The organism is Sphingomonas sp. DMC8, from assembly GCF_056314185.1.
This window is the reverse complement of sequence record NZ_JBQUYV010000005.1, coordinates 207,947-231,023: the sequence shown is the minus strand read 5'-3', so window position 1 is coordinate 231,023 and position 23,077 is coordinate 207,947. Positions and strand designations below refer to the sequence as shown.

General features: G+C 64.7%; 22 protein-coding genes. 8 read left to right on the top strand and 14 right to left on the bottom strand.

Annotation, left to right across the window (positions count from 1 at the left end; genetic code table 11):
* Positions 1–67: 67 nt before the first annotated feature.
* The 4 genes from ACT53K_RS12205 to ACT53K_RS12190 all read left to right on the top strand — a co-directional run bounded on the left by ACT53K_RS12205 (position 68) and on the right by ACT53K_RS12190 (position 2,660).
* Positions 68–1,156, top strand: a complete 1,089-nt coding sequence (locus ACT53K_RS12205; protein ID WP_476228928.1) for a flagellar basal body P-ring protein FlgI — start codon at positions 68–70, stop codon at positions 1,154–1,156.
* Entirely contained in the window at positions 1,156–1,470 is a 315-nt protein-coding gene (locus tag ACT53K_RS12200) for a rod-binding protein (RefSeq protein ID WP_476228927.1), read from the top strand. The genes ACT53K_RS12205 and ACT53K_RS12200 overlap by 1 nt, the downstream gene beginning before the upstream one ends.
* Positions 1,467–1,892 (top strand): flagellar protein FlgN, encoded by a 426-nt coding sequence (locus ACT53K_RS12195; protein WP_476228926.1) that lies wholly within the window; start codon positions 1,467–1,469, stop codon positions 1,890–1,892. Before ACT53K_RS12200 ends, ACT53K_RS12195 begins: the two co-directional genes overlap by 4 nt.
* A 258-nt stretch (positions 1,893–2,150) precedes the next feature.
* Positions 2,151–2,660 (top strand): FxDxF family PEP-CTERM protein, encoded by a 510-nt coding sequence (locus ACT53K_RS12190; protein WP_476228925.1) that lies wholly within the window; start codon positions 2,151–2,153, stop codon positions 2,658–2,660.
* Positions 2,661–2,935: 275 nt separating this feature from the next.
* Here ACT53K_RS12190 and ACT53K_RS12185 read toward each other — a convergent pair whose 3' ends face one another.
* Positions 2,936–3,349, bottom strand: coding sequence for a flagellar basal body protein (locus tag ACT53K_RS12185; RefSeq protein ID WP_476228924.1), 414 nt, complete (start codon positions 3,347–3,349; stop codon positions 2,936–2,938).
* A 3-nt stretch (positions 3,350–3,352) separates the two neighbouring features.
* Positions 3,353–6,157 (bottom strand): hypothetical protein, encoded by a 2,805-nt coding sequence (locus ACT53K_RS12180; protein ID WP_476228923.1) that lies wholly within the window; start codon positions 6,155–6,157, stop codon positions 3,353–3,355.
* Between the two features lie 90 nt (positions 6,158–6,247).
* On the opposite strand from ACT53K_RS12180, the gene ACT53K_RS12175 reads away from it, so the two are divergent.
* Positions 6,248–7,285: a flagellar motor switch protein FliG gene (locus ACT53K_RS12175; protein WP_476228922.1), complete on the top strand. Its 1,038-nt coding sequence runs from the start codon at positions 6,248–6,250 to the stop codon at positions 7,283–7,285.
* A 13-nt stretch (positions 7,286–7,298) separates the two neighbouring features.
* Positions 7,299–7,949 carry a FliH/SctL family protein gene (locus ACT53K_RS12170; RefSeq protein WP_476228921.1) on the top strand — a complete coding sequence of 217 codons (651 nt, stop codon included), beginning with the start codon at positions 7,299–7,301 and terminating at the stop codon, positions 7,947–7,949.
* A 119-nt stretch (positions 7,950–8,068) separates the two neighbouring features.
* Here the strand turns inward: ACT53K_RS12170 and proS are convergent, their stop codons facing one another.
* Positions 8,069–9,601 (bottom strand): proline--tRNA ligase, encoded by a 1,533-nt coding sequence (gene proS, locus ACT53K_RS12165; protein ID WP_476228920.1) that lies wholly within the window; start codon positions 9,599–9,601, stop codon positions 8,069–8,071.
* Between the two features lie 111 nt (positions 9,602–9,712).
* Here proS and ACT53K_RS12160 point away from each other — a divergent pair, with 111 nt between their 5' ends.
* Positions 9,713–10,693, top strand: coding sequence for a nodulation protein NodZ (locus ACT53K_RS12160; protein ID WP_476228919.1), 981 nt, complete (start codon positions 9,713–9,715; stop codon positions 10,691–10,693).
* A gap of 195 nt (positions 10,694–10,888) precedes the next feature.
* Here the strand turns inward: ACT53K_RS12160 and ACT53K_RS12155 are convergent, their stop codons facing one another.
* The 3 genes from ACT53K_RS12155 to ACT53K_RS12145 all read right to left on the bottom strand — a co-directional run bounded on the left by ACT53K_RS12155 (position 10,889) and on the right by ACT53K_RS12145 (position 12,509).
* A complete protein-coding gene (locus ACT53K_RS12155) occupies positions 10,889–11,071 on the bottom strand; it encodes a hypothetical protein (RefSeq protein WP_476228918.1) in 183 nt (60 codons plus the stop codon).
* A 196-nt stretch (positions 11,072–11,267) separates the two neighbouring features.
* Positions 11,268–12,038, bottom strand: a complete 771-nt coding sequence (locus ACT53K_RS12150; RefSeq protein WP_476228917.1) for a hypothetical protein — start codon at positions 12,036–12,038, stop codon at positions 11,268–11,270.
* Positions 12,039–12,041: 3 nt separating this feature from the next.
* A complete protein-coding gene (locus tag ACT53K_RS12145) occupies positions 12,042–12,509 on the bottom strand; it encodes a hypothetical protein (RefSeq protein WP_476228916.1) in 468 nt (155 codons plus the stop codon).
* 67 nt (positions 12,510–12,576) lie between these two features.
* Between ACT53K_RS12145 and ACT53K_RS12140 the strand changes: the two genes are divergently transcribed.
* Positions 12,577–12,873 (top strand): hypothetical protein, encoded by a 297-nt coding sequence (locus ACT53K_RS12140; protein ID WP_476228915.1) that lies wholly within the window; start codon positions 12,577–12,579, stop codon positions 12,871–12,873.
* Here the strand turns inward: ACT53K_RS12140 and ACT53K_RS12135 are convergent.
* The 8 genes from ACT53K_RS12135 to ACT53K_RS12100 all read right to left on the bottom strand — a co-directional run bounded on the left by ACT53K_RS12135 (position 12,860) and on the right by ACT53K_RS12100 (position 23,064).
* The gene (locus tag ACT53K_RS12135; RefSeq protein ID WP_476228914.1) at positions 12,860–13,327 is read right to left on the bottom strand and encodes a DUF1203 domain-containing protein; all 468 of its coding nucleotides are present in this window, start codon (positions 13,325–13,327) and stop codon (positions 12,860–12,862) included. The genes ACT53K_RS12140 and ACT53K_RS12135 overlap by 14 nt on opposite strands.
* Before the next feature lie 483 nt (positions 13,328–13,810).
* A complete protein-coding gene (gene fcl / locus ACT53K_RS12130) occupies positions 13,811–14,770 on the bottom strand; it encodes a GDP-L-fucose synthase (RefSeq protein WP_476228913.1) in 960 nt (319 codons plus the stop codon).
* Complete coding sequence (gene gmd, locus ACT53K_RS12125) at positions 14,760–15,821, bottom strand: GDP-mannose 4,6-dehydratase (RefSeq protein WP_476228912.1); 1,062 nt, start codon at positions 15,819–15,821, stop codon at positions 14,760–14,762. Before gmd ends, fcl begins: the two co-directional genes overlap by 11 nt.
* A 126-nt stretch (positions 15,822–15,947) precedes the next feature.
* Positions 15,948–18,296: a hypothetical protein gene (locus ACT53K_RS12120; protein WP_476228911.1), complete on the bottom strand. Its 2,349-nt coding sequence runs from the start codon at positions 18,294–18,296 to the stop codon at positions 15,948–15,950.
* A gap of 12 nt (positions 18,297–18,308) precedes the next feature.
* The gene (locus ACT53K_RS12115; protein ID WP_476228910.1) at positions 18,309–19,466 is read right to left on the bottom strand and encodes an acyltransferase family protein; all 1,158 of its coding nucleotides are present in this window, start codon (positions 19,464–19,466) and stop codon (positions 18,309–18,311) included.
* Between the two features lie 15 nt (positions 19,467–19,481).
* Positions 19,482–20,120: a class I SAM-dependent methyltransferase gene (locus tag ACT53K_RS12110; RefSeq protein ID WP_476228909.1), complete on the bottom strand. Its 639-nt coding sequence runs from the start codon at positions 20,118–20,120 to the stop codon at positions 19,482–19,484.
* A gap of 21 nt (positions 20,121–20,141) precedes the next feature.
* Positions 20,142–21,773: an O-antigen ligase family protein gene (locus ACT53K_RS12105; RefSeq protein WP_476228908.1), complete on the bottom strand. Its 1,632-nt coding sequence runs from the start codon at positions 21,771–21,773 to the stop codon at positions 20,142–20,144.
* 10 nt (positions 21,774–21,783) lie between these two features.
* Complete coding sequence (locus ACT53K_RS12100) at positions 21,784–23,064, bottom strand: lipopolysaccharide biosynthesis protein (RefSeq protein WP_476228907.1); 1,281 nt, start codon at positions 23,062–23,064, stop codon at positions 21,784–21,786.
* Positions 23,065–23,077: the final 13 nt, after the last annotated feature.

Sequence of the window (23,077 nt, the reverse complement as noted above, 5' to 3'; positions counted from 1 at the left end):
TTATTATCCTATAAGAAGAGAAGTGATGTTTTTCCACTTGTTCCGAGGCTTTATGCACCGTCTGGCCATGCGCCTCCTACCCCTGATGCTGGCACTGGCGCCCGCCGCGCCGGCGATGGCGCAGACGCGGATCAAGGACATTGTCGATGTCGAAAATGTCCGCGAGAACCAGCTGGTCGGCTATGGCCTGGTGGTGGGTCTGGCGGGCACCGGCGACCGCATCCGCAACGCGCCCTTCACCGAAGAGTCGATGCAGTCGATGCTCGAGCGGATGGGCGTGAACATTCGCGGCACCCAGATGCGCACCCAGAATGTCGCCGCCGTCTCGATCACCGCGACGATGCCGCCCTTCGCGCGCTCGGGCTCGCGGATCGACGTGCAGGTCTCGGCGCTGGGCGACGCCTCCAGCCTGCAGGGCGGCACGCTGATCGCCTCGTCGCTGCGCGCGCTGGACGGCGAAATCTATGCCGTGGCGCAGGGACCCGTGGCCGTTTCCGGCTTCAAGGGCCAGGGCGCGGCGGCCAGCGTCAGCCGCGGCGTCACCACCTCAGCCCGCATCGCCGGCGGCGCGATCATCGAACGCGAAGTGCCGTTCGCGCTGCGCTCGGCAACCAGCCTCAAGCTGGCGCTGAAGAACCCCGACTTTGCCACTGCCGATCGCATCACGCGGGCAATCAACGGCAAGTTTCCCGGCGCCGCCGAAATGCTCGATCCCGCCACGGTGCAGGTAAAGGCCCCGCCGCAGTTCGCCGGATCGGTCATCGACCTCATCACCCAGGCAGGCGATCTGGAAGTGAAGGTCGATCAGGTCGCCAAGGTCGTGATCAACGAAGCCTCGGGAACCGTCGTGATGAACAACGACGTGCGCATCACCCCGGTGGCGATTGCCCAGGGCGGGCTGACCATCACCGTCAGTGAAGCGCCGCAGGTGTCGCAACCGGCTCCCCTTTCCAACGGCCAGACCACGGTGGTGCCGCGTACCCAGGTGCAGGTGAACGACGGCAACGGCGCCAGCCTGGCGATGGTCAACGGCGCGTCGCTCCAGTCGCTGGTCAGCGGCCTCAACAAGCTGGGCGTGTCGCCACGCGATCTGATCACCATCCTTCAGGCGGTGAAGTCGGCCGGCGCACTCCAGGCGGAAATCGAGGTGCAGTGATGGCCGACATCACTCCCCTTCCCGCCGCCACTGCCGTCTCGGGCGCTGCTGCGACTGCGAAGCCGGTCCCCAAGGTGGACCCCAAAAACGCCCAGACCGCGCAGAATTTCGAAGCCGTGTTCCTCACCCAGATGACTCAGCTGATGCTCGAAGGTGTCGAGCAGTCGGGCGAGTTTTCGGGCGGGCACGGCGAAGAGATGTTCCGCGGCGTCCTCGCCGAAAAGCTCGGCACCGAAATGGCGCGCCGCGGCGGCATCGGCCTGGCCCCCAGCGTGCTTCAACAGATCATCAAGCTTCAGCAAGGACAGTCATGATCGCGCAGCTGATCGACGCCATGGTTTCGCTCACGGCCCTGATGGAGGAAGAGAGCGAACGCCTCGCGCGCACCCCTTATATTCCCGAACTCGGCGAAATCGCGAACGCCAAGCTGCGCCTTGCCGGCAAGATCGAGGCGGAGGTCGCGCGGATGAAGCGCGAGCATCTCGACGACTGGCTGGAGGCACTGGAACCGGAAGCGCGCGCGGCGCTGACCGAAGCAAGCCAGGCACTGCGCGATGCCTCGATCGTCAACTCGCGCATCCTGTCGCGCCAGATCGAGCTTTCCGCCGAAATGATGGCGGCAATCGCAGCCGAGGCGCAACGCCTTACCGGCAGCCGCAGCACCACCTATAGTGCGTGCGGGGGCATTGCCGGCATCGATGCGCCCGCGCCCATCTCGATCAACGCCAGATTGTAAGCGATTCGCTTACTTGAATTATATACTGTCGGCTTATTTGTATCATATTGAGCCTACCCGCCTCGCTTGACGAGCCCATTTTCGCACAAAACGCTAGGGATTCCCGGAACTTTGCACGTTCGTCGCGTTTTTGTCGCAGCGCGCAAATTAATGAATCCTAAATTTCCGTAACTCTGCTATTAACCTGCGTGCAAAGTGGATTCGGCAGCGGCGCGTTGGACGCGGCGTGTCCGCTGCTGCTGTAAGAGGGAGGCGTTTATGAAGTCTTTGAAGCTACTCGTCGCGGCGGGCGCGCTTGCAACCGGCCTGGCCGGCATCGCTGGTTCGGCTCAGGCCGCAACCACGTTCACCTGCGATACGACCCCGGGCGTCTGCACGTTCGACGGCACGACCGGCACGATCGCGAAGTTCATTGCGAAGAAGACCACCGAGTCCGACATTTTCGAAATCGCGCTGGCTTCGGCCGGCACGCTCACGCTCACCTTCACTTCGGCGCAGGTGAAGTTCCTCGAAGCGTCGTTCAACGGCTCGCCCTTCACCATCGTGAAGAAGGCCGACAATGTGTTCAAGGTCGCGGCCGCGGGCACCTATGATCTGGTGCTGAAGGTCCAGAACCCGTCGTCGGCGCAGTCGTCGTTCAGCGGCACGATCGACTTTGCCGCAGTGCCGGAACCGGCAACCTGGGGCATGATGCTGGGCGGCGTCGCGCTCGCCGGTGGCGCACTGCGCCGTCGTCGCGCGCCGAAGGCGAAGACGGCGCTCGCCTGAGCCCGTCTTTCCGGCCTCCGGAAATGAAAAAAAGGGGCGCCCGGCCTGGCCGGTGCGTCCCTTTTCTTTTGCGGGTGATGTGGTGCCGGAGGCGTACGCACTTTGTTCTCTTGCCCCCCCCCTCCCTGCCAAGGGAGGGGCCGGGGGTGGGTGCGCGCGTCTGCGCGCTCCAAAAGATTCTGCTGCTGGGTGGACAACGAATCCCGCCGCCTCACGGCGGCGGACCCACCCCTAACCCCTCCCTGCAAGCAGGGAGGGGAACAAGAGGTGGATTGTTACCCGTTCGCCTTGCCCAGCGCGGTCTTCAGCATCACCAGTTGCTTGCGGTACAGGTTGGTCATCGCGTTGAAGTCCGCCTGCACCTTGCCCATTTTCAATAGCTGATCTTCCAGCGTGACATTGTTGCCGTCGGGCTTGGTTTCGGACACGTCCTTGTCGAGCACCACGCCCGCGCTGATCGGCTGGATCGCGCCCAGCCGCTTCATGCCGGGTGTCAGTTCCACCGTCGGCCGCACCACGCCGCTGCCGGCGCCATCAAGCATCCCGGCAAAGCTCGGCTCGGACACGTCACGCGACTTGTAGCCGGCGGTTTCACTGTTCGCGATGTTCTGCGCGATCACCTGCTGGCGCTGCGACAGGTTCTTCATGCGCGTTTCGATCGCGGCGAAAATCGGGGGCATTTGCGACATGGCTTATGATCCGAAGAGCGAGGCGCTCGAGCTGGAGGTGCCCGAGCCAGACAGGCGGTTGAGCGCGGCCTGATAATTGGCAAGCTGCGACTGCTGATACGGGGTACCCTTGCCGGTGCCCGTGTTCTTGGCGCCATCGACCAGCAGCGCCTTGGTGTCGTCCCAATATAGCGAGCGATAGGCGGTCTGCGTCATCGACATAGCGTCCTTGATCTTGCCCAGCGCGACCTTGGCATTGTCGAGGTTGGCGATACTCAGCGAGTCACTCAAATCCATGCCGTAATTGCCGCCGGGCCGGACCGTCGGCGCCGAGCTGGAAACCGGCGTGGCCACGGTGATGCGCTGCGGATCGATCCCCAGCTTGGCCAGCGCATCCTGATCGCCATTGCCCGCGATAAGATCGAGCGAGTGGCCCGCCTTCATCGTGATGCGCAGCGTTTGCTGACCGTCCATGGCCGTGGCGGTAACGGTGCCCTTGGATGCGCCGATCATCCCCTGGATGCGGTCGGCAAGCGTCTTCAGCGTGTCGCCGGCGGCAATCGTTACCCTGCGAACCGCGCCATCATCGGCCTTGATCGAGAAATAGTCATTGGGCCGCAGCGTTGTCTGGGTCGCCAGCTTGTCCGACACGGGCGGATTGATCATGCCGCGACCGAAGCCGAGGGCGGCAATCGCGTTGTTGCCGCCCTTGTCGGCGGCGATGCGCACAGGCTCCGTGCGAAGCAGCGCCTGGCCGAATTGCTGCGTATGCGCAATGGAGCCGTCAGAACTGTTGATCCGCGTGACGAAGCCGTCGGTCGGGCCGCGCCGGGTGGCGCCCAGATCGCCCGTCGTCCGGCCGCCGGCATAAAGGTCGCTGCCCAGAAAGGCGACGCTGTCGACCTGATCGTCGGCGCTGGTACCGATATAGGTGGTGCTGGCGCTGGAAAGATCGCTGGCGACGCGCGTGACGAACCCGTCGCGCCCGCCGCTGGTGCTGTTCACCTGATTGCCGTTGAGCGCCGCACTGGTGGCGCCACCCACGGCAATGGTGCCGTCCGCCCCCACGGCGATCGCGCGCGCATCGGCATTGCCCAGATCGATGCTGGCAACGTCGGTCGCCAGCGACGATCCCTGCATCTTCATTACCTGTGCATCGCCACCTTTGGTCACAAGCGCCAGGACGTTACCGTCCTTGTCGACGGCGAGCCCGTTGACGGCATCGGTGCCGGGGGAACTGATCGTGCGGCGCTCGGCCAGCTTGCCCGTAGGATCGAGCCGGGCGATGAAGGCATCGCCATTATTGGTGGTGATCAGGCTGTGCGAGGTGAGGCCACCGACGAACACCGATCCGTCCGCCCCGACCGCGACCGACTTGGCCACGTCGAGCCCGGTGGAGCGCACCACGGTCGAGAATTGCTCGTCGCCATTGGTGGCGTATTTGGCGACGACCATGTCACCATCGCTGGTAACGCCGTTATAGCTGCCCGTGACGGTGCCGGCCACGACCACGCCGCCATCGGGCGCGATCGACACCGCCGCGCCGCTCGACGAACCGGGGGCGCCCAGACTACGCTGCCACACCACCTTGCCGGCGCCATCCATCTTGGTGAGGAACAGGCCGTTGTCGCCATCCGAACGATTGGCGCCCAGATCGCCCTTGGTGGTGCCGACGACATAGCTATAGCCTTGGCTGTCGGTAACGACCGCCGCCGCATCGGTATTGGCATAGACGTTGCTGGTCTGCGTCTTCTGCGTCTGGACCTTGCCGTCCATGTCGACCGTGGTGGTCGTGACCGTCGTGGTCTTGTTCGCTGCGACATTCTGCGCGGTCTTGTCGCGATCCAGCGCCTGGATCGTCCCCATCGCTACCTTGGTGTCGGCGCCGGCGGGATCGTTCAGGCGGAACACCTGCGTCGCGGTGGGCGCATCCAGCGCGGTCTGGCCGGTGGCGACGACCAGCGAGTCCCCCGAATTGATCTGGTCGAGCGACACCCGCTCCAGCGAGTCCGGCGCGTCGAGCTTCAGATCCCATTTGCCGTTCTTATATTCCGGTACGAAGCGCGACGACCAGCGCGACACCGGGTTGCCCTTGGAATCGAGTTGGGGCGTGCCGTCGGCCTTGTACACCAGCTGCGAGCTGATCTGGGCATTCAGGGCGTTGGCAACCGAGTCCATCGTCGGCGGTTGCGGCCCCTTCGACAGATCGACGGTATATTGCTGGGTCAGGCCGGGGCGCGTGAGCGTGATCGAGAATTGCTCGTTGCCGGTCAGGCCGGGCAGAGGATCAGACCGCTTCGTCACCAACGACTTGCCGCTGACCGAATAGAGGCTCGACGAGGCAAGCGTGCTGGAGGTGGCAGTCGAGCTGGGCTTGCCGAACGCAAGGTTCACCTTGTCCGACGGCGCAGTCACCAGATATTTCTGGATATCCGACAGCCCCTGCGAAAATGCCTTTTGCAACTGCGCGCGCTGGGCGTCGGACGAGGTGGTGCTGGTCGCCTGTTCGGCCAGCACCCGTAACTTGTCGAGCGCCTTGTAGGTGGTGAAGGTGGTCTGGACGTCGTCGGGCAACAGCACCCCCGTGCTGTTGAAGGAATCGGTCGGGTTCACCACGGTCTTCGCCGCCAGGATCGACGACAACTGGGTGTCGCTGGCGTTGGCCGCGTTGGGATCCTTCCAGGGCGGGGTCGTCGGTGTCAGCGTGAACTGGGCCTTGGCGGCGCGCACCGCCTGGCTTTCCACCGTCACCTGCGAAACGGACTGGAAGCTGTTCTGCCCGGTCAGGACGCTTAGCCCGATCAGGTTTGCCGTTAAATTCACCGACATCCGTGCGCGTCCTTTCCCCTAACAATCCTATAATAGAGGGGTGTGCGCCGCTTCGTGCGCGTACGCGTGCCTTTTTGCGCAGGGAAAAGCATGGCATCGACCGCAACGCTGACGGGGGAACCCCCAGAACTGAAACGTTATTCCGGCGCCCAGCGGGCGGCGGCGCTGATGCTGGCGCTGGGCCGCGAGCATGGCGCGCCGATCTGGGACCAGATGTCGACCGATGAGATCAAGGAGCTTTCCTCGACCATCGCCAGCCTGGGCCGCATTCCCAGCGCCGTCGTCGAGCATCTGCTCGTGCAGTTCACCAGCGAAGTCGCCAGCATGGCCTCGCTGCACGGCAGCTATGAAACCACCGAACGCCTGCTCGCCGGCATCCTGCCGAACGACAAGGTGCGCGAGATCATGGAGGACATTCGTGGTCCCTCCGGCCGGACGATGTGGGACAAGCTGTCCAACGTGTCCGAAACCGTGCTCGCCGGCGCGCTGAAGCAGGAATATCCGCAGACCGTTGCGGTGATCCTCTCCAAGCTGCGGCCGGATCATGCCGCCCGCGTCCTTTCCGAACTGCCGCGCGAATTTGCGGTGGACGTGATCATGCGCATGCTGCGGATGGAAACGGTGCAGAAGGAAGTCATCAACCAGGTCGAGCAGACGCTGAAGACCGAGTTCATGACCAATCTGTCGCGTTCGCAGCGCCGCGATCCGCACGAGGCGATGGCCGAGCTGTTCAACTCGCTCGACCGCTCGACCGAGGAAGCGATGCTCACCGCGCTCGACGCCAAGGCACCGGAAAGCGCCGAACGCATCCGCGCGCTGATGTTCACCTTCGAGGATCTCGCCAATCTGCTGCCGCCGGCAATCGCCGCGATCGTCCGCAGCGCCGACAAGCGCGAGATGGCGCTGGCGCTGAAGGGCGCACCGGAGCAGCTGAAGAACATGTTCTTCAGCTCGATGACCGAACGCGCGGCCAAGCTGATGCGCGACGACATGGCGGCGATGGGGCCGGTGCGGGCGCGCGATTGCGAAGAGGCCCAGTCCTCGCTCGTCCGCCTCGCCAAGGATCTGGCCGATCGCGGCGAAATCCTGCTGGTCGACCCCAAGGCCGACGATGCGATGATCATTTGAGGAGCCGGGTCGCATGAGTGTCCATGTCGAACGCTTTGCCTTCGACCGCATCTTCGCGGCGCCCCCGGTATCGGGGCCGACCAAGGTCGACGACGATCTGCTGATCGAGCTGGCAGCCCTGAAGGCCGAGCTGGCGGCGCTGAAGGCAGATCAGGGCGATGCCGTCGCCCGCGCGCGCGCCGAAGGCTTCGAAGCCGGCCTCGCCCAGGCGCGGGCCGAGCGCGAGGTTGCGCTGCTGAACGCCGTTGATGCGCTGCACGCGGGCATCGAAATCATCGACGCGCAATTCACCGAGGTATCCGAGCGGGTGACGAGCGAGGCCGCCGAAGTCGCGCTCGCCGCTGCCGACCTGATCGCCGGCCGCGCCATCGCCACCTCCCCCGGCGCCGCGATCGACGATGCGATCGGGCGGGTACTGGCCCAGGTGGCGCGCGGCACCGAACTGCAGATCCGCGTCCACCCCGATCTGGTAGAAGACATCGAGGCGAAGATCGCCGATCGCCAGTCGAAGGACCGCCGCAAGCTCAACCTGCACGTCGTGGCCGACGCAACGATCGCGATGGGCGATGCTGCGATCAACTGGGACGAAGGCGCCCTCGCCCTGACCGCCGCCGCCCGCCGCGAGGCCGTGGCCGCCGAACTGGATTCGCTGCTGCCGCATTGAGCGGGGGGGGCTACACCCCCAGCGCGTCGAGCGCCTGCGCTTTCCCGATCCTCCCCGGCAGGGAGGATTTCCGATTCCCAACCGCACTCCCCTCCCGCAAGCGGGAGGGGAACCTATCCTCAATAGGCCCGCGCGACCAGGATCCGCTCTACCGCCGGCTTGCCGGTGAAGATGCACGTGCCCGTCGCCGGCGCCGCGTCCATCGGCACGTTGCGGAACGTGAGCTTCAGCGCCTTCAGCCGCTCGACCACGGCGTCCAGTTCGGCACCGGTCGGCTTTGCCCACTCCACCTCGACCCAGCCGGGGAACTTCGCCGCCTCGTCGAAATGCGCCGCCAGCGCGGCAAAGTCGGTCACGCCGCGAACGATGTTCGCGTCCAGCTTCGCCTTGGCCTGGTCGAACAATGCCTGCTGGATGTCGCCCAGCATCGCCGCCGCCTCGCCGACGAACGCATCGCGCGCCACCACCGCGCTGTCGAGCTTGCCGTCCTCGCGGTACAGCCGGTCGCGGCGGATCACCGAGACATTGCCGCCCGCCATGTCGCGCCCGCCGACCTCGATCACGATCGGCGCGCCCTTCTTCACCCAGCCCCAGCGCTTGGTCGCCGCCTTGGCTGCCTTGAGGTCGAGCAGCGCGCGCACCGGTTCGCCGAACGCGCTCTGCGCCGCCAGCTCGGCCTGCAGGGCCTTGCAATAGTCGATCAGCGCCGCATCCTCGGGCTGGTCGCGCAGCATCGGCACGATCACGATCTGCCACGGCGCCACGCGCGGCGGCACGCGCAGCCCGTCGTCATCGCCGTGCACCATGATCAACCCGCCGATCATGCGGGTGGAGACGCCCCAGCTGGTCGTCTGCGCCAGCTCGAACTGGCCCTCGCTATTCTGGAACTTGATGTCCTGCGCCGAGGAGAAGGTCGTGCCCAGGAAGTGCGAGGTGCCGGCCTGCAGCGCCTTGCCGTCCTGCATCATCGCCTCGATCGAGAAGGTCGAGACCGCGCCGGGGAAGCGCTCATTCTCCGGCTTCTCGCCCGCCACCACCGGCATGCCCAGGCATTCCTCGGCAAAGCTGCGATAGACTTCGAGCATCTTCAGCGTTTCTTCCTGCGCCTCGTCCACGGTGGCGTGGGCGGTATGCCCTTCCTGCCACAGGAATTCGGCGGTGCGCAGGAACATGCGGGTGCGCATTTCCCAGCGGACGACATTGGCCCACTGGTTGATCAGCACCGGCAGGTCGCGCCAGCTCTGCACCCAGCGCGACATCGCCGCGCCGATCACCGTCTCGGAGGTCGGCCGCACGACCAAAGGCTCTTCCAGCTTCGCTTCGGGATCGGGCACCAGCCGCCCGTCCTTCTGCACCAGCCGGTGGTGCGTCACCACCGCCATTTCCTTGGCGAAGCCGTCGACATGCTCCGCTTCCTTCTCGAAATAGGAAAGCGGGATGAACAGCGGGAAATAGCAATTCTCGTGCCCCGTCGCCTTGATGCGATCGTCGAGCAGGCGCTGGATACGCTCCCAGATGCCATAGCCCCATGGCCGGATGACCATGCAGCCGCGCACGCCCGAATCCTCGGCCATGTCGGCTTCGCTGATGACGGTCTGGTACCATTGCGCGAAATCGCCGTCGCGCGTGACGGAAAGGGCGTGCTTGATCATGGGTGCAGCGCTTAGCGCCTCCGCGCCCGGAAGCAATGCCCAACCCGGCTTGCCAAGCGCTGCCAACCCCGCGAAGAGAGTAAGCGCACCGCTTACCGGGATAGGGCAACGATGGCAGCTTCGACCGACAAATATCTGTGTACCAAGGGCAAGGCGGGGCTGGGCAACCGGATGCTCGCGGCGATTACCGGCTGGCTCTATGCCGGGCTGAGCGGCCGCGTGTTCGTGCCCGACTGGTCCGACTTCACCTATTCCAACGACGGCAGCAACGTGTTCCACGCGCTGTTCGCCTGCCCCGGCAGCCTGCCCGCCCTGCCCGACCTAAGCGAAACCTCGGTCGCGCCACCGATCTGGATCGGCCATCTCGACCTGTCGGCGAACGATGCCGTCACCGAACTGGGCAATGACGATCACCGCGGCATGACTGCTTGGCGCAAATTCTCGGTTGACCTGGGGCGGCTAGACCATCCCGAGCGCTATGCGATGTTCTGGAGCTATACCCAGCACATCAAGCTGCTGCGCCCGCACTTCAGGGGCGCCTGGGCGGACTGGGCGCGGCTAAGCGACGATCAGGTGATCGCCCGCGTGCTCCAGGACCATATCGTCCTGTCCGACGACATCCGCGCCAGGGTCGATGCGTTCCGCGCCGAACATTTCCGCGGCGAGGTGATCGGCGTCCATGTCCGCTACATGGACCGCAGGACGTCGCTCAAGGATTTCCTCCGCCATATCGACCGGCTCCATGCCCGCCGGCCGGAGGCGATGATCTTCCTCGCCACCGACAACAAGGACGCCGAAGACCGCATCCGCGCCCGCTATCCCCGCGTCGTCACCACGCCCAAATGGTTCCCGGAGGGCGGCATCTCGATGCACCAGAACCCCGAATGCCCGGACCGGCTGAACAATGCGGTGGAGGCGCTGGTCGACATGTACCTGCTCGCCGAGTGCGACTATCTGGTCTTCCCCGGCAGCTCGACCTTCTCGAAGATCGCCAGCCTGATCTCGCGCATGCCGCGCGCGCATGTGGTGGATATCGAGCGGTACAGCCTCAGGATACAGGGGAAGCGCTGGGTGAAGCGGTTGTTGCAATAGGTGCGGGCGCTGCCGGGGCGTTTGGGAAGAAGCCCCGCGCCCCCATCCCTCTCCGCAAACCGTCATTCCGGCGAAAGCCGGAATCTATTGGCAGCGGCGGAGCGGCTCTTTCTGGAACCAATAGTCGACGGGATCCGGGCATTTGGCCGGGATAACGGACGGGGCGAAAAACGAGACCGCCCAGCCGAGCCCAGTTCAAGCGTCGCTGTCCGGCCCCAGTTCCTCGTCAACAATGGCCTCGACGCTCTTGGTGGACACGCCGCCCGCCAAGCCTTCGGCGATCCTTTGGCAAAGCAGCGTCCGCAACTCTTCAAAAGCGGCAATACTCTTTAGACGCTCGGACTGCTTATCGCTGCCATGCTGGATGGGGCGATTCATGACCAATCTCTCATATTGCTGAGTAGCAATTTACCACAGCTGCGGGCCGGGTAACAGCATGGAAACTGGGAAAGCATTTCCCTTACCCCGCAGCAAAAGTCCGTCGAAATCTTCCACGTGACCTGCTCCCCCACTTGACCACTTTCCCCACCTTGCGGGGTTTCGTTACGCAGACCAGCGCGTCCGTGGGCTGTGGTCAATTCGTCACAAGTAGGCCAGACTTCTCGACATGCGCTTGGCCGGTTGGAAGAATCTGAACCGTGCCAGCCTTTTCGTCGTAATGGACCAGCGCGGACTTGTGCAGCACCTTCAGTACCTTCCGTTTGAAGTCGGTGCCGTTCTTGTACTCAACCCATGTTTGGAGTTGAGCGACGGGCACCGGCTTACTCTCGGCGTAAAGGAGGATCAGCACCTTCTGACCTGACGTTTTCGCCGGTTCGAGAACGCGCCGGATATCGCCACTGGACCACACCATGTGGAATGTCCGAGCCGTGACGGCTTCTACAACCGCGTGGGAGTCGGCGAGCGGCAGCTGTGAATAATTTCGAACCAGCTCTCCCATCACCCATTTCATGCCGCGCAGGAAAAGCTCGGCGTCCATGTGGTTAGGGCTCACTTCGGCAGACACATGCCCAATCGCACGATTGTTTCGTAGCTCGTAGAGCGCAGTCAGCACTTTCGGGACCTGCATACAGAGCGACTTGCCCTTAGTTCCGTTATGTTGCTCAAGGTTCCGACAGGCCTGAGGGAAGTTGCTCGGCTTCGACGGGGTGGCTGCATAGGTGCCGGTCGCGTGCCCAGCGCACACGCAATAGGCGATCTCGCAAAACTTACCTGCCTTGAGGCCCACCTTCTCCCAATCGGCGGCGCGGTATTCGTCAAGCGCTTGCTCGAACTCTTCGATGAGGGGCGCGCGTAGCCCAGCAGGAATCGCGTTCAGCGTGTCTTTCAGGCTTGGAAGGCTCAAATATCAGCCCCTATCCCAGAAGTATTTCCACGCGCCGTTGCCTTCTGTGGTGCGCTGAATGTCGCCTTTTGTGAACATCTGGGAGAGAGACGCGCTGACTTGGCTGGAATTGTGCGTCCAGCCTTTACCTTTCAGGCCTTCAACAATATCCCCAACCGAGCGGTGGGTTTTGAAGAAATCCTCTTCTTTAAGAGTCAATATTCTCGCGCCGCATGACTGCCCCTTAGGAGGAGCGCTAACTCGCCTCTTTTTCGGCTTAGATTTCCCCTGTTCTTCTGAGGTGCCGGCATCGGTTGACTGCGACATAGCTGCGTCATCAGCGGGTGCTGCACTGCCGTTGGGCGGTCGGCTACCGAAGCCAGCCTCCTCCAACAGTGGGAAGAGCTTCGCAAGAAGGCCCTCAACGAAGTCCTTCTCGCCTTCGATTTCCACCACACCGGCAGGTGCGTCTATATGAACCCTGTTCGTCATCTTACCCCCCTTTACCCCCAGCACATACTTGCCGGAGTGAAGCTCAGGATCAAGAGTTTCCTAGTTTGTGCCACAGCTCACCGTGGTCATCGCCGCAAATACTCGCCCGTTACTCGGCCAGACCGAAACGGCGGTGGATGAGGCGTTCAAGGCACTGCAATCCATCCACGACGCGAAGGCGGGCGTCGCGAAGAATCCGACGCTGAACGAATCTGCCCAGCTCGTCGCGGTCGATACTCACGCCACCAAGGTTATGAGCAAGAAAACCAGGACAGAAAACCGGGGACAGTATACCCATTCCTCCCCCCTCAGCCCCGGAAAACCGGGGACAGTATACCCATTCCTCCCCCTCAGCCCCGGATAATCCTTCCCGCATAGCACCCGCGCCTGGCATAATGCGCGTGGAGATAGGCCACCGCCGGATCGGCCAGAAGGCGCAGGATGCATGCTTCGAGCGCGTCCCCCTCCGCCAGATCGGCATCGCGCATGGTCCCCGCCGCATCGAACGCCCGCAGCGAAATCGGCCGGATGCGGAGGACTTCGGGCAGCGTATCGGTTACGTCCAGCGCCTGTTGCGCGCCCTCGCGGACGAAGATCGCATGCCGGGCGCGATAGGGCGTGTCGGCGGGCTGATGCTCGTAATTGAGCAGGATCGCGGTCTCGCCGATCTCCAGATCGCGTAGCTCGATGCGATCGGGGAAGCCGGGTCTGGCGTCGACGACAAAACGCTGCGCGCCGAATGCGGCAAGTCCGGCGTCGGACAGGCCGTACAAATGGGTGAATTGCTGCGGGTCCAGACCCTGAACGCGATATGCCATCCAATTTCTCCTGCCGGTTGCAGGAGCAATAGGCGCGGCCTCCATAGCGCGCTTCCCGCGCCTTGCTTTCGAAGCTTCGCGCCGAGGTCTTGCGCATTTCGGAGAGCATGCAGACCAGCCCGCCGGACCTTGTCGCCGGCGGTGTCGTTCCTTATTTGTTCGGCCTGCATCCTCCGTAAGGCGGGTGCCGCTCTTTGACCCTGCAGGACACCGCACCCGCTCGCGATCGCACGCGAGTCACCCTAAACTTCCTAAACTTCCTAAACTTCCTAAACTTCACTTCACGGGTCAGGCAGGCACGGCAAGCGCGGGACAGTCGCATTCGTCTCATGTGCTCCCCTCCCTTTCAGGGAGGGGGAAGGAGGGCCATGCCGCACGCCGCGGGCATAGCGGCCGCAGTCCCCTGCGCCGCAAAAACACGCGCGCGAGCCTAAACTTCCTAAACTTCGCCTCCCTTGGGCCGGGGAAAGGACGCAGCCCCCGCTACGCCCCGGCCTCCGCCACATGCTCGAGAAACCAGCGATAGGTCGCCTCCAGCCCCTCGCGAAGGCCGATACGCGGTTCCCAGCCCAGCCCGCGCAGCTTGTCGGCGCTCATCAGCTTGCGCGGGGTGCCGTCGGGCTTGGTCGGATCGGTCAGTATCTCGCCGTCCAGCCCCACCACGTCGCACACCATCTGCGCGACTTCGCGGATGGTCAGGTCGCTGCCGGAGCCGACATTGACATGGCTGTCGCCCGAATAGCGCTGCATCAGGAACACGCAGGCATCGGCGCAGTCGTCGGCGTGGAGGAACTCGCGGCGCGGCGTGCCCGTGCCCCAGATCGGCAGGTCGCGCTCGCCCGCCAGCTTCGCCGCATGCGCCTTGCGGATCAGCGCGGGCAGCACATGGCTGGAGTTGAGGTCGAAATTGTCGCCCGGGCCGTACAGGTTGGTCGGCATGGCCGAGATGAAGTCCAGCCCGTACTGCCGGCGATAGGCCTGGGTCAGCTTGATGCCGGCGATCTTGGCGATCGCGTACCATTCGTTGGTCGGCTCCAGCGGCCCGGTCAGCAGCGCCTCCTCGACGATCGGCTGGTCGGCGAATTTGGGGTAGATGCAGCTCGAGCCGAGGAACAGCAGCTTCTCCACTCCCGCCCGCCGCGCACCTTCGATGATGTTCGCTTCGATGGCGAGGTTATCGTAGAGGAAATCGGCCGGATAGCGATCATTGGCGAGGATGCCGCCGACCTTGGCCGCCGCCAGAAACACGGCATTCGGCCGCGCCCCGGCCATCCAGTCGAAGGTCTGGCGCTGGTCCTTCAGGTCGACCTGGTCGCGGCCGACGGTCAGGACGTCGCAATTCTCCTGCGCCAGCCGGCGAACGATGGCCGCGCCGACCATGCCGCGATGGCCGGCGACCCAGACGCGCTTGCCGGCCAGCGAATAGGCCGCATCACTCCCCATTGCCGCGCTGCTCCTGCTGCACGCGGATCAGGTCTTCGCGGACCATTTCGGCGCACAGTTCCTGCCAGCCGACATTGTGATGCCAACCGAGTTTCGCCCGGGCCTTGGCCGGATCGCCGATCAGCAGGTCGACTTCGGTCGGGCGGAAATAGCGCGGATCGACTTCCACCAGCGTGCGACCGGTCTGGGTACAGATGCCCTTTTCGTGGGCGCCCTCGCCTTCCCAACGCAGCGCGATGCCTAGTTCGGCAAAGGCATGGGCGACAAAGTCGCGGACCAGCGTGGTCTCGCCGGTGGCGAGGACATAGTCGTCGGGCTGGTCCTGCTGCAGCATCATCCACATGCCCCGCACATATTCGCGGGCATGGCCCCAGTCGCGCTTGGCGTCGAGGTTGCCCAGGTACAGCCGGTCCTGCAGCCCCAGCTTGATCGCCGCCGCTGCCCGCGTGATCTTGCGGGTGACGAACGTCTCGCCGCGCAACGGGCTCTCATGGTTGAAGAGGATACCGTTGGAGGCGTGGATGCCGTACGCCTCGCGGTAATTGACGACGATCCAGTAGCCATAGAGCTTGGCGACGCCATAGGGACTGCGCGGGTAGAAGGGCGTGGTTTCGCGCTGCGGCACTTCCTGCACCAGGCCGTAGAGTTCGGAGGTCGAGGCCTGGTAGAAGCGCGTCTTCTTCTCCAGCCCCAGGATGCGGATCGCCTCCAGCAGCCGCAGCGTGCCGACGGCATCGGCATTGGCGGTATATTCGGGCGTCTCGAAGCTCACCTGCACATGGCTCTGTGCAGCGAGATTGTAGATCTCGTCCGGCTGGGTCTGCTGGATGATGCGGATCAGGTTGGTGGAATCGGTGAGGTCGCCGTGGTGGAGGATGAACCGCGGATTTTCGACGTGCGGATCCTGATAGAGATGCTCGATCCGCCCGGTGTTGAACGAGGAGGAGCGCCGCTTGATGCCGTGGACCGTATAGCCCTTGGAGAGCAGCAGTTCGGCCAGATAGGCGCCATCCTGCCCCGTGACGCCGGTGACCAGTGCCGTTTTCGTCATCCGCAGCTTATCTCCATAAAATGTATCAAACCTGATTCATTCGAACCAAGTTGTTGATCGCGCTACATCAGGCCCAGCACGGCCGTCCAGCACTGAGGATAATTATAGAGCTACGTTAGTCATGAATTAACTGACAATCGCGCCCACCGGAGAGTCGGATGCGACCGGCCGACCAAAGGTATCAAAGGGGATGAGCGGCCGGGTGCCGTAGACCTGCTGGCCGTGGAACGGAGCGTATCGGTTGTCGGGGCCGAACTGCAGCGGGCCGCTGCCCACCACCGCCTGCTCGCCCCGAGCCCGGCCGGTGAGGAAGTGGCAGCGCGCGATCCGCAGCCCGTCGCGCGGCAGATCGGGCGTGTCCGCATCCATGCGGGTGCACAGGTTGAACAGCTGGACATGGTTGCGATGGCCATGGCCCGGCGACTTGTTACGGAAGGTGAGGCACATGGGCTGGCTGAAGAAACTGTTCTGGGCGAGCACGAAGTTGCGGTGCCCGTCCTGGAACTGGCCCATTTCCGCGGCATTGCCGGTCTTGCGGAGGATCGAAAGCGCCATGGCGAAGCCGACCATCGACTTGCCGCGCCCCACCGGCACCCCGGCCTGGTCGCGGCTGAACGGTTCGAGCAGCGTGCCGCTGGCGGTTGCCGGATCAAAGCTTTCGACCAGCCGATACTCGCCCGCCTGCCCGCCGCCCAGTACCCGCAGCACGTCGTTCGGCATCACCATGTTCGGCCGCCCGCTGCCGCTCGTCAGCGTGAAGCGTCGTCCGCTGCTGGAAAGCGTGCTGCCCTCCTCCAGCTTCACATTGGCCTGGGTGAGGAAGAGCTGCGCCGTAGGCGAACGGCCATGGTAGCGGAAGATGGTGGTGTTCCGCATGCCGATCTGCTCCGGCCGCACCACACCTTGCTGCTGGCAGAAATCGGCATGCCAGATCAGGTAGAAGCGCAGCCGGTCGCCCGGGGCGAGGCCGGGATAGCTGCCTTCGAGCAGCAACTGGTTGGTCGCAGGGTCCGCGCCGGCAACCTGAATGCCGTCCTGCCCTGCCAGCGCGCCGGTGGTGATCGACGCCTTGCAGTCCGGGCGCCGGCCCATCCGCGCGAAATCTGCGGTCCCGGCAAGTTGGACAAGCGTTTGCCCCTTCGGCCCATGGGCAACAGACTGCACGATCAGGTCGGGTTGGCCATGGACGCGCTGGTGAAATTCGCGGTCCATCGTCACGAAATAGCCGTCGACGACGACATCGTCATAGCCCGGGCCGCCGGCGAAGCTATCGCTTGCCTCGTGTGCGGTGACATTGCGATACAGCCGCGCGCCCTGGGTGGTGTAGTTCGCGAACAGGCATTCGGTGAGGTAGATGCCGCCCCGGGCATAGGGGAACGGGTTGTTGACGGCATCGCGGAGCGGCACCGGCCCCGCGGTGAGGTTATAGCCGACATCGAGGCCCCGCATGTCGCGGGGCCCGTTCGCACCCACGCCATCAACCAGCCGGCAGCCGGAAAAGCCGAGCACATAATCGGGGACGCGCGACTGCAGCGTCAGCATCTTGCCAAGATCGAGCGTCAGCCCCTGGAAGTGGACCCGGCGCGCGGGCACCACCCAGCGCGGCTCGGGCAACATTCGCTGGCTGCGCGTGACAATCACCTGATCCGGCTTCAGCCCTTCGGCCGCAACCACTTCGATCATCCGGCGATTGTCCATCGGCCGGGCGCGGGGCGCGGCGTTCTGGTCTTCGACACAGGCGCCCGCGCGCAGCACTACCACCTTGCCGCCATCGCCCACGCCGTCGCCGCCCAGCGCCCGGAACAGCGTCCGCCACGGCGCACCCCGGCTACCGGGCCCAGCATCATCCCCCGCGACCGGATCGACAAAACCGGTGCGTCGCCGTGCATCGAGCGCGCGATCGACATTGATGACGAGCGGGATCTCGATCCGCCGTTCCAGCCCATGTTCGCCGCGCAGATAGCAATAGAGGATGGCATCGCCGGCTGTGACCGTGCCCTCCCCGGCACCAATCTCCACCGAAAAGCCGATCGATCCCTGTGGCGCGACGCTGCCGTCATGCATCCGCACCGGCGTATCATTCACACTCCAGTCGGTAACGGTGACGCTGTTCCCCTCCAGGAAGAAGACGGCTTCCTTGAAATAGTTGATTGTCTCGCGGTCGGCCGATTGCGGCGGCAGGCCCAGCGCGGTGATCTTCACGCCCTCGCCGTGCACCCATTGCCCGGGGATGGCGGAGAAGCCGCCGGTGAAGCGCTCGTCGGGCACCAGTGTCCCGAGCGGCCGGTCGCTCTGCGCCGGTGCCGTTCCGCCACTGCCGGCAACACCGGTCCAGCGCGGCCCGGGCTGCAACACACCCGCCCGGGCCTTGCGGCCATGGCCTTGCGCCGGCGCCGAGGGGGCCGAGCAGGCGAGCGGCACTACCGACAGCGCCAGCGCGCTTCCCACAAAGGCCCGGCGAGTGGTGTCGGTCATGACCTGGCTCCTTTATTGCGCGCCGGGTGCCAGCGGCTCGCCGGCCAGCGGCGCCGCACGGTGACTCGCGCCGGTCCATTGCTTGCGATAGCGTTTCAGCCGGTCGAGCACGGGCTTTTCGACGAAGTGCCACGACAAGGCGGCAAGCGGCAGCGTGCACACGAAGTTGAGTACTGCCAGTGCGTAGGGGGAATGGAAGGCGAAGCCGCGCTGAAGGGCGAACATCACGGGAAAGGCATAGATATACATGCCGTAGGAATAGTCCGGCCAATGCGCCGACAGGCTGCGGCGCCCGATCCCCAGAAAGCCGAGGCACAGCACGAAATAGGCCGTGAAGAGCTGGCGGACATGCAGCCCCGCGCCGGGCGAGAAATGCTGCACGGCGATGTTGACGATCAGCAACGCCAGGCAAAGCCACCAAGAAAGCAGGATACGGCGCCGGAACAGATAGCAGGCGATGCCCAGCGCGAAAGCGACCCACAACCGGTCCAGCCGCTCGAACTGATAGCTGATGCCGCCGCCCAGCAGGTGCGGCACATTGTGCGCGGCTGCCACATCCCAAAGCAGCGCGAAGGCAAGGGTTGCCGGCAGCACCGCCCAGCACATCCAGCGCGGGCGACTGAGCCCCAGCACGCCGCACAGTGCCAGCAGCAGATAGCAGCGGGCCTCCCAGGGGAGCGTCCAGAGCGAGCCGTTGACGTTGCACGGCGCGGTGCCGCAATCGACGCCCGAAAGGCTGAAGCTCGAAAAGACGAACGTGCCGTTGAGGCCCAGAAACTTGAGCGTCTCCTTGCCGGTGAAATAGGCGGCGGCCGGTAATCGGCTATAGGCCAGCCCTGCCACGGTTACCGCCACCAGCATCGCCATCAGCCCCGGCCACAGCCGCGCGAGCCGCGCCATCAGGAAGAAGCGCAGCGAATGGTTGGTGACGAGACTGCGATAGACCAGGAAGCCGGACAGGGTGAAAAAGCCGTCCACCGCATAGTTGGAAATCGGCGCACCCAGCCAGTTCGCCAGATCGTCGTGGTCGCTGCCATAGACGGCGTAGAAAGAATGCGAATAGATCACCAGACTGGCGAGCAGCAGCCGCACCAGCGTCAGGTCGTTATTGGCCGGGCGCAGCTGAACATCGTCGATGCCGCCAGCCCCGGAACGATCGGCCTGGTCCATCGCCGCCCTCCCCGCTCAGGCCGCGCGTGCGCGGATCAGGAACTGCATGACGAAGAAGCGCTTCAGCGCGCCCAGACTAAGGGCACTGAGAATGCGGTATTTGGTCCGGGGCACCCGGTCGACCACGGCTTCCACACGCAGGCCGCCGCGGCTCATCAGGTCGACCGCGCCATCCTTCACGAACCAGCGCAGATGCGTCCGGTCGAGGATGCCGGCGTCGGTAAGGTCATAGCGGCCACGGAAGAAGAGCGGCCCGACAAGGCCGATATAATTGACGTTGGGAATGCTGGCGATGATCGTGCCGCCGGGCGCCAGACACTGCCGCAGCCGGTCGACCGCGCTCCACGGATCGCGCAGATGCTCGAGCACGTCGAGACACAGAATGGTGTCGAACGTTCCCGCCTCGGCCACCACGCGCTCCAGAAATGCAGGATCCTCGAGGTTGCCCGCAAAGGCGCGGTCAACGCCATCCAGCACATGATCGGCGACCTGATCCACCACCACCACCCGGTCGGCGCGCCCGGCCTGCTTCAGCGCTACGCTGGTTGCGCCGATGCCGCCGCCGACATCGAGCACGCGGCCCAGCCGCTCGGGCATCACTTCAAATGCATCGTGGCGGATCAGGTCGTGATATTGTTGGACGGCTTCGACCATGTTTCAGGCTCCTTGATCACCTTATCGAGGGAGCGGACCGGCCGAACCGGCCTTGTCGCGATAGAGCAGGGCAAACACCAGCCCCAACAGCATGAACATCAGCGGGAAGTTGTCCGTTTGCGACAGCACCAGCTTCGTGTTCATCAGCACGATCAGCATGGTCGCCACCGCCAGACGCAGCGGGTAGCCGGGCTCGCGTGCGAACAGGCCGCTGCGCGCGACCTGCACGATGGCAAGCACGATCCCGCCATAGAGCAAGGTGAACCCGACAAGGCCATAGTCGGCGGCCATCGACAGATAGCCGCTGTCGACGCTGAGCTGTCCGCCCATCGTTCGCCAACCGATCGCCTCCCCGCCCTCGCCGGGGCCATAGCCAAACAGCGGGCGGCGGGCGACGGCGGGCACCGCCATGTGGAATTGCTGGGTCCGCGCTTCGTTGCTCTGCTGGGCGGCGCCGCCACCGAACACGCGCATCCGCAACCCGTCGACCGACATGATCAGGATGAAGAGCGCCGTGATGATCGCCGGGTACATCAGCGTGATCGCCGGGCCGATCAGCCCGCCGGGTGCCGAGCGCCAGCGCCGGATGCCCCAGAGCAGCAGATAAGCGATATGCGCGACGATGAACCCGACCATGCTGAGCCGTGCGCCGCTGAAAAATGCCGAAACCAGCAGCACCAGATCGGCGACTGCCCACAGCCCGAGCCGCCAAACCGATCGGGCATTGGCCAGCTTGTGCAGGATCAGCGGCGCGACCAGCGCCAGGAACTCGCCATAGGAAAGCGGCGATGTGAAGGTCGTGACCACGCGGTACCGGTCGCGGAAATGGGGCCGCAGGATCTGCTGCACCGTCTCGTCCTGGATCTGCAGGAAGCTGGGGATATGGTCGGCCCAGAGGACATGCTCGGCGCGATATTCGAATGCGCCGACCACCATCAGGATCGCTGCGATCCACAACAACAGGTTCACCCAGCGCCCCGATCCGCGTGGATTCTTCGCGAAATACCAGGTGCTGAGGAAGAACATGCCGATCCAGGTGATCAGGATGTCGACGAAGCGGTTGATCGTCTCGCCGGGCGACGTGGAGGTGAAGGTGGAGATGGCGATCACCGCCATGAAGCCGAGCACCATCCGCGCAAGCCAGGGCGAACTGCGCAGGATTTCCGCAACATCCTGCCGGAACTTGCGCGAAATCGAGGTGCAGACCAGCAGCAGCAGGATCGTCGACGCGCCGATCAGCCGCCGCAGCGATATCCAGGGCAGGCCGCCGACGGAGAAGGCCAGGTAATTGGGCCAGAGCAGCATCACCGCGGTGAAGACGATGAACATCCGCCCCATCGTTCGGGTGGGCGCGCGCGGCGCAGCTGGCAGTGCCCAGATCACAACCAGCACCAATATCGCCGGCGGCGCGGCAACCGGCACCAGCAGCGAGGGCGGCAGTATCGCCAGCAACAGCCCATATGCCATCGCCACGAAGCACACGATCGCCAGCAGCATCCCGCGCCGCAGCAGCACCCACCAAGTGCCGCGCTCGCGCTCGTACAGGGGGAGCACCGGCTGGCCGCGCCGAAGCACCCAGGTCCGGAAGCGTCGGGCGGCAATGCGCATCTGCAAGGAGAGCGCAGAACCCTGAAGATCGCTTGCTGCGGTCATCGTGCGCCCCTCACCAGAAACGGATTCCCAGCACGAGCCGCACCGAAGCCATGCTGACCAGTCGCAGGAACACATACGGCACCACGGTCGCGATCGCCGCGCCCAGCATGCCGTAAGGCGGGATCAGCAGCACCGCGAGCGCGGCGGCCATCGCCGCCGAAACGATGGTGAAGCACAGCATCAGCCGCTCGCGATGCGCCATGATCAGCACGCCACCCGAGGCAGCAAGCACCAGGCTGAGCACCTGCCCGAGTACCAGAATCTGCATGGCCAGCGATCCCACGACGAACCCCTTGCCGAACAGCGCCATGATCCAGTGCGGCGCCAGCAGCACCGCCACCACGATCGGCGCGGACGCAACGACAAGCCCCAGAACCGTCAGCCGCAGGATGCGGCCGATCCGCGCGAGGTCGCCCTGCTGGAAACTGGCAGCGAACACCGGGTGCAGAATGGTCTCGGACGTCGCCGCCAGCAGCTTTAGCGACGAAGCGATCTGATAGCCGATACGGAAGATGCCGGCCTCGGCCGGCCCATGGGTGGCCGCGAGCAGCACGGTGGCGAACCAGTCGATGAAAAGGTTGCTGGCATTGGAGACAAGCACCGAGAAGCCCGGGCCAACCATCGGCCGGTCGAGCGGCGCCGGCGGCTCCCAGCCGCGCATCGCCCGGGTGAGCCGCACCGCGCCGAACAGATCGCCAGCGCTCCACCCGACAAGATAGCAGATCGCCGGCAGCAGCGGCTCACGCGCGCCTAACAGCAGCGCCGCCGCCAGGCACAAGCCACCGACGATCGTGCCGATCGGCCCCTCGATAAGCTGCGAGGATCCGATCTGGCCCAGCCCCCGCAGCGCATTGGAAACCAGCCGGCTATAGACCATGCCGGGGATAACCAGCGCGAGCACGAGCAATTGCGGCGCAATCAGCGGCTCGCCGAGCATTCGGCTGGCAATAGCCTCACGAAACAGGATCAGCGCGACCGTGATAACCGCGCTGGCGCTAAGCGAAATCCGCAGGGCGCGGCGAATGGCGGTACGGGCGATGCCGCTGCGCCCTTCGCTCAGCGCCGTCGCAACCGTACGCACCAGAATGAAGTCGAGCCCGAGCAGCGCGAGCGTGACCGCCATGAACGCCGTCGTCAGCGCGGTGCCGAACGCGCCCACGCCGGCGGGGCCGAAACCCCGCGCAATCAACCAGGTGAAGGCGAAACTCGTTACCGCGCCCAGCCCCTTCACCCCGAAGCCGAGGACCATCTGGCCGCGCAATCCTCTGAGGTGGAACGAGCTTCGCTTCACGATCTTCCGTTAC

What these genes read in the sequence shown, in the direction of transcription:
- ACT53K_RS12135 (WP_476228914.1), bottom strand. Translation starts at nt 13,327, where the DNA reads ATGGCATATCGCGTTCAGGGTCTGGACCCGCAGCAATTCACCCATTTG.
- ACT53K_RS12185 (WP_476228924.1), bottom strand. Translation starts at nt 3,349, where the DNA reads ATGTCGCAAATGCCCCCGATTTTCGCCGCGATCGAAACGCGCATGAAG.
- ACT53K_RS12105 (WP_476228908.1), bottom strand. Translation starts at nt 21,773, where the DNA reads ATGACCGCAGCAAGCGATCTTCAGGGTTCTGCGCTCTCCTTGCAGATG.
- ACT53K_RS12110 (WP_476228909.1), bottom strand. Translation starts at nt 20,120, where the DNA reads ATGGTCGAAGCCGTCCAACAATATCACGACCTGATCCGCCACGATGCA.
- ACT53K_RS12195 (WP_476228926.1), top strand. Translation starts at nt 1,467, where the DNA reads ATGATCGCGCAGCTGATCGACGCCATGGTTTCGCTCACGGCCCTGATG.
- ACT53K_RS12200 (WP_476228927.1), top strand. Translation starts at nt 1,156, where the DNA reads ATGGCCGACATCACTCCCCTTCCCGCCGCCACTGCCGTCTCGGGCGCT.
- ACT53K_RS12175 (WP_476228922.1), top strand. Translation starts at nt 6,248, where the DNA reads ATGGCATCGACCGCAACGCTGACGGGGGAACCCCCAGAACTGAAACGT.
- ACT53K_RS12180 (WP_476228923.1), bottom strand. Translation starts at nt 6,157, where the DNA reads ATGTCGGTGAATTTAACGGCAAACCTGATCGGGCTAAGCGTCCTGACC.
- ACT53K_RS12145 (WP_476228916.1), bottom strand. Translation starts at nt 12,509, where the DNA reads ATGACGAACAGGGTTCATATAGACGCACCTGCCGGTGTGGTGGAAATC.
- ACT53K_RS12190 (WP_476228925.1), top strand. Translation starts at nt 2,151, where the DNA reads ATGAAGTCTTTGAAGCTACTCGTCGCGGCGGGCGCGCTTGCAACCGGC.
- ACT53K_RS12115 (WP_476228910.1), bottom strand. Translation starts at nt 19,466, where the DNA reads ATGGACCAGGCCGATCGTTCCGGGGCTGGCGGCATCGACGATGTTCAG.
- ACT53K_RS12120 (WP_476228911.1), bottom strand. Translation starts at nt 18,296, where the DNA reads ATGACCGACACCACTCGCCGGGCCTTTGTGGGAAGCGCGCTGGCGCTG.
- ACT53K_RS12170 (WP_476228921.1), top strand. Translation starts at nt 7,299, where the DNA reads ATGAGTGTCCATGTCGAACGCTTTGCCTTCGACCGCATCTTCGCGGCG.
- fcl (WP_476228913.1), bottom strand. Translation starts at nt 14,770, where the DNA reads ATGGGGAGTGATGCGGCCTATTCGCTGGCCGGCAAGCGCGTCTGGGTC.
- ACT53K_RS12155 (WP_476228918.1), bottom strand. Translation starts at nt 11,071, where the DNA reads ATGAATCGCCCCATCCAGCATGGCAGCGATAAGCAGTCCGAGCGTCTA.
- ACT53K_RS12205 (WP_476228928.1), top strand. Translation starts at nt 68, where the DNA reads ATGCGCCTCCTACCCCTGATGCTGGCACTGGCGCCCGCCGCGCCGGCG.
- proS (WP_476228920.1), bottom strand. Translation starts at nt 9,601, where the DNA reads ATGATCAAGCACGCCCTTTCCGTCACGCGCGACGGCGATTTCGCGCAA.
- ACT53K_RS12160 (WP_476228919.1), top strand. Translation starts at nt 9,713, where the DNA reads ATGGCAGCTTCGACCGACAAATATCTGTGTACCAAGGGCAAGGCGGGG.
- gmd (WP_476228912.1), bottom strand. Translation starts at nt 15,821, where the DNA reads ATGACGAAAACGGCACTGGTCACCGGCGTCACGGGGCAGGATGGCGCC.